The following is a 4859-nucleotide window of genomic DNA, read 5'->3' as shown; positions in this document are numbered from 1 at the left end:
AGGCGGGCCTGGGCGAACGCGGCCCTCGCTGGTGGGATGACGCGGTGCCGGCGCGCGTCGAACGTGCCCGGGCGGCTCTCGACGAGCTCGACCGCCTCGCCCCGCCGGCCGACGCCGGCCGCCGGGTAGGAGCAGACGACGACGCCGACGTCAATACGTAGCGAGGGTGCGGGCGCACGCGGTGGGCTGGAGCCTTCGACGAGAGGAATGACATGTCATCCACCGGATCCGAGCTGCAGAAGCTCAACGAGCTGCTGAAGAAGTTCCGCTTCGCGATGGTCACCACGCGGGCGGAGGACGGTGCTCTGCACGCACACCCGCTCACGGTTCAGGAGACCGAGAGCGACGGGGACCTGTGGTTCATCGTGGGCACCGACGCGTCGGCCGTCTCGCATGTGCGGCGCGACCCGAAGGTCGGACTGTCGTTCAGCTCCGACAGCACGTGGCTCTCGCTCGCGGGTGAGGCAGAGGTCGTCGACGACCTCGCAAAGCTCAAGGAGCTGTGGTCGACGAGCGTCGAGGCGTGGTTCCCCGACGGTCCCGAGTCGCCCGGTGTGACGCTCCTGCGGGTGAACACTCTGAGCGGCGAGTACTGGGGCAGCGCCGGCGGGCGCATCGCCACCGCCATCGCGCTGGTGACGTCGAAGGTCACCGGCGAACGCCCCCAGGGCGGAGAGAACGAGAAGTTCGACCTGCCGGAGTGACGGATCGGGCCGGAGTCCCGCGGGGACCCGGCCCGTCCGCGCTCAGCCGGACGGGTTCTCGACCGGTGTGCCGTCGTCGTCCGTGGAATCGGGCATGCGCGCGCCGTCGGCGGTCTCGAGCTCGTCGGGGCTATCGGCGTCGTCGCGGGGTCGTTCAGATGTGATGTCCATGGTGCGACTCGACCATGAAGACGGCGGATCCCGCGCGGGCCTTGCGCGCACCCGATCTTCGTGTCTGCGCAAGCCCCCGCGGCACGAAGGACCCTCTTGCGACGATGGCGGCATGTCACGAGCTGAGGTGCGCTCCAAGCCCTGCGCATTCTGCGGGCGCCCGTTCACCGACCGTAAACGCTGGAGCGGCCGCGATCAGTGGGACCAGGTGCTCTACTGCTCGCGCGGATGCCGGGCGAACGCGGCGAAGCAGAGGCGGCACGCGTGAGGGCGGCCCTGATCCTCGCCACGCAGCAGTTCGCCGAGCATCCCGCGTACGCCGAGGACGGCATCGATGAGTTCTTCTTCATCGAGTCGGCGCCGCGATTCCGCAAGCTCCCGTATCACCGGCACAAGATCGTGCTGCTGATCTCCGCGATGCGGCACACTGCGGCCCGGCTGGAGGCCGACGGGAAGACTGTCCGCCGGATCTCGCTCGGCGACGACCTCACCTTCCGGGCGGGACTCGAAAGCCTCCTGACGGAGCACGGCGTCACCGAGTTGACGTGGATGAGTGACCCGAACCGTCCGGTCGACGAGCGCATCGCTTCGATCTGCGCCGACCACGACGTCGACACCGACGTGCTGTCGGACGGCCTGTTCCTCACCCCCGAAGAGGAGGTCGACGCCTGGTTCGCCGAGCATCCGACGCCGCTGATGGAGGACTTCTACCACTGGCAGCGCCGGCGCACCGGGATCCTGATGGACGGGGGCAAGCCCGCGGGGCGCCGGTGGAACTTCGACGCCGACAATCGCAAACCGCTTCCGAAGAAGGGCGTCGACATCCCCTCTCTCCCGCAGCCGGAGCACGACGAGATCACCCGGACGGTCATCTCCGAGGTCGACGAGCTGTTCCCCGAGCACCCGGGCGTAGGGGGCGAGTTCTGGCTTCCGGTGACCCCGGAGGACGCCCGCGAGTGGCTCGACGTGTTCGTCGCCGAACGGCTGCACGACTTCGGCCGGTACGAGGACGCGATGAAGGCCGACGAGCCGTTCCTCTTCCACGCGATCATCTCGCCGATGCTGAACATCGGGCTGCTCACCGTCGAGGAGGTCGTCACCGCGGCCACGCGCACCGATGCACCCCTGGCATCCGTCGAGGGGTTCATCCGCCAGGTGATCGGGTGGCGCGAATACATGCGCGGCATGTACCGGGCGCACCCGAAGCTCGAGCACGTCAACGCACTGCACCTCGACGGGCGCATCCAGAAGTACTGGTACTCGGGTGAGCGGATGCCGAGTGACCTGCCGATCCCGGTGCGCACGGTCCTCGAGCGCGTGCACCGGTGGGGCTACGCGCACCACATCGAGCGGCTGATGGTGCTGGGCAACTGGTTCCTGCTGCGGGGCTACGCTCCGCGGGAGGTGAACGCGTGGTTCCTCGCGCTGTTCGTCGACGCGTACGACTGGGTCATGGTGCCCAACGTCATGGGGATGAGCCAGTTCGCCGACGGCGGGTTCGTCGCGACCAAGCCCTACGTGTCGGGTGGGGCGTACCTGCAGAAGATGGGGTCGTGGTGGCCGTCGGCGGCGGATGCCAAGGACTCGGTCTTCACCGACGCGTACTGGGCGTTCCTCGAGCGGCACGAGGACGTGCTCGCCGGCAACCACCGGCTCTCGCTGGCGCTGGCGCAGATGCGCAAGCGGCGCGACGCGAAGGGCTAGCGCGCGGGTTCCGGTCTCACCGACGGGCTCCTGGACCTCGGTCGGAGGTGGCTGAGGTCATCGAAGCCATCGGTCCACATCGGACCCGGTCCCCTCGACAGGCTCAGGAACCTCGAGCGAGCGGTCGCTGAGCCTGTCGAAGCGTCCGCGGGTGTCAGCTCTTCAGCTTGTTCAGGGCGGAGCCCTTGTGCGCGGCCTCAGCGCCGGATTTCTCCGACTTCACGATGAAGGCCGGGTCATAGTCGGATGCCGTGAACTTCTGTCCGTCGTGCTCGAAGTCCTTCGTCTTCTTCTCCACGACCTCGCCCTGCGTGCGCCCCTGCGGGGTGTCCCAGCTGACCCGGTCGCCTTTCGACAGATCTTTCGCCATGACGCGTCCTTTCGGTTGATGTGCGCTCATGCTCGCCGCCGCCGGGCACGCCGATCCGGGGATTGACAGCGTCGCCGGCCCTACGTGGTCACCGGCGGATCCGCAATGCCTCAGCGATGTCGGACCCCCTGCGTAGCGTCGAATGGGGCCACGTTTTTCGCGGCCCACGACGTGAGGAGAGCCATGACCGAGTCGACCACTGCCAACGACCCGACCACCGCCAACAACGGTGCCCCCATCGCCAGCGACGAACATTCCCAGAGCGTCGGAGCCGACGGCTCGATCGCGCTCACCGATCACTACCTGATCGAGAAGCTCGCGCAGTTCAACCGCGAGCGCGTGCCCGAGCGCGTCGTGCACGCCAAAGGCGGCGGTGCCTTCGGCACGTTCCGCACCACCGGCGACGTGTCGGCCTACACGCGGGCGGCGCTGTTCCAGCCGGGTGTGGAGACCGAGATGCTCGCGCGTTTCTCCTCCGTCGCCGGTGAGCAGGGCAGCCCCGATACGTGGCGAGACCCGCGCGGATTCTCGCTGAAGTTCTACACGACCGAGGGCAACTACGACCTCGTCGGAAACAACACCCCCGTCTTCTTCGTGAAAGACGGCATCAAGTTCCCCGACTTCATCCGGTCGCAGAAGCGCCTGCCCGGCAGCCACCTGCGCGACAACACGATGCAGTGGGATTTCTGGACGCTCTCGCCCGAGAGCGCGCACCAAGTGACGTGGCTGATGGGCGACCGCGGGATCCCGGCATCCTGGCGCCACATGAACGGCTACGGATCGCACACGTACCAGTGGATCAATGCCGAGGGTGAGCGGTTCTGGGTGAAATACCACTTCCACACCGACCTCGGTCACCAGACGCTGACCCAAGACGAGGCCGATCAGATCGCCGGTCAAGACGCCGACTTCCACATTCGCGACCTGTACGCCGCGATCGAGCGCGCCGAGTTCCCGACGTGGACGCTGAAGGTGCAGATCATGCCGTACGAGGACGCCAAGACGTACCGCTTCAATCCCTTCGACCTGACCAAGGTGTGGCCGCACGACGACTACCCCGAGATCGAAGTCGGCACGATGGAGCTGAACCGTAACCCGGGCAACTATTTCGCCGAGATCGAGCAGGCGGCGTTCGAGCCGTCGAACTTCGTGCCCGGCATCGACGGCAGCCCCGACAAGATGCTGCAGGCGCGCATCTTCAGTTACGCCGATGCCCACCGCTACCGCGTGGGCACGAACTACCAGCAGCTGCCCGTCAACCGTCCGCACACCGAGGTGCACTCGTACTCGAAAGAGGGCGCGATGCGCTACGAGTACAACCCGCCCGAGGTGCCCGTGTACGCGCCCAACTCCGTCGGGGGCCCCGCGGCCGACCCGCGACGCGCGGGCGACGGCGGCTGGCAGAGCGACGGTGACCTCGTCCGTTCGGCGGCGACCCTGCACCCCGAAGACGATGACTGGGGCCAGGCGGGCACACTGGTGCGCGAGGTCATGTCCGCCGAGGAGCGCGACCGTCTCGTGGAGACCATCACGGGGCACGTCGGGGGAGTCACACGCGCTGACGTGCGTGATCGTGCGGTGCAGTACTGGAAGAACGTGGATGCCGAGATCGGCTCCCGCGTCGAGGCGGCGCTGCCGCCGCTGGAGGGCTCGACGGCACCCGGTGAGCAGCTGAGCGAGCCGAACCCCGACGGCGATCTGGTCGGAACGGACGTCGCGGGAAAGATCTGAGGCCCGACGCTGAACCGCGAGACGGTATCTCGCTGACAGAACGGCTGCGCGCCGCAACCGACTTGTCAGCGAGATGCCGTCTCACGGGGAACCCGCAGGGCGTGGCTGCCCCGGGCACGGCCACACGCGCGGCGGGACGCGGCGCGGCGGCGACACGCGGCACGGCGCAGCGGTGGCAC

At 68.0% G+C, this 4859-nt stretch carries 6 protein-coding genes; 4 read left to right on the top strand and 2 right to left on the bottom strand.

What is annotated here, in order from left to right; genetic code table 11:
- The first annotated feature begins 212 nt into the window (after positions 1-212).
- Positions 213-704: a pyridoxamine 5'-phosphate oxidase family protein gene (locus RWP81_RS14295; protein WP_314457189.1), complete on the top strand. Its 492-nt coding sequence runs from the start codon at positions 213-215 to the stop codon at positions 702-704.
- A gap of 42 nt (positions 705-746) precedes the next feature.
- On the opposite strand, the gene RWP81_RS14290 is transcribed toward RWP81_RS14295, so the two are convergent.
- Positions 747-875, bottom strand: a complete 129-nt coding sequence (locus tag RWP81_RS14290; protein WP_279291788.1) for a hypothetical protein — start codon at positions 873-875, stop codon at positions 747-749.
- Between RWP81_RS14290 and RWP81_RS14285 the strand changes: the two genes are divergently transcribed.
- Both RWP81_RS14285 and RWP81_RS14280 read left to right on the top strand, forming a co-directional pair.
- Positions 868-1143, top strand: coding sequence for a DUF2256 domain-containing protein (locus RWP81_RS14285; protein WP_314457188.1), 276 nt, complete (start codon positions 868-870; stop codon positions 1141-1143). The two genes, RWP81_RS14290 and RWP81_RS14285, sit on opposite strands and share 8 nt — an antisense overlap.
- Positions 1140-2579 (top strand): cryptochrome/photolyase family protein, encoded by a 1440-nt coding sequence (locus RWP81_RS14280; RefSeq protein ID WP_314457187.1) that lies wholly within the window; start codon positions 1140-1142, stop codon positions 2577-2579. The genes RWP81_RS14285 and RWP81_RS14280 overlap by 4 nt, the downstream gene beginning before the upstream one ends.
- A gap of 154 nt (positions 2580-2733) precedes the next feature.
- On the opposite strand, the gene RWP81_RS14275 is transcribed toward RWP81_RS14280, so the two are convergent.
- Positions 2734-2949: a DUF2945 domain-containing protein gene (locus tag RWP81_RS14275; RefSeq protein ID WP_314457186.1), complete on the bottom strand. Its 216-nt coding sequence runs from the start codon at positions 2947-2949 to the stop codon at positions 2734-2736.
- A 183-nt stretch (positions 2950-3132) separates the two neighbouring features.
- On the opposite strand from RWP81_RS14275, the gene RWP81_RS14270 reads away from it, so the two are divergent.
- Positions 3133-4680: a catalase gene (locus tag RWP81_RS14270; protein ID WP_314457184.1), complete on the top strand. Its 1548-nt coding sequence runs from the start codon at positions 3133-3135 to the stop codon at positions 4678-4680.
- Positions 4681-4859: the final 179 nt, after the last annotated feature.

Source organism: uncultured Microbacterium sp. (assembly GCF_963521695.1).
Taxonomy (GTDB): domain Bacteria; phylum Actinomycetota; class Actinomycetes; order Actinomycetales; family Microbacteriaceae; genus Microbacterium.
Note: the sequence above shows the minus strand (reverse complement) of the source record. Positions and strands in the feature narration are given on the sequence as shown.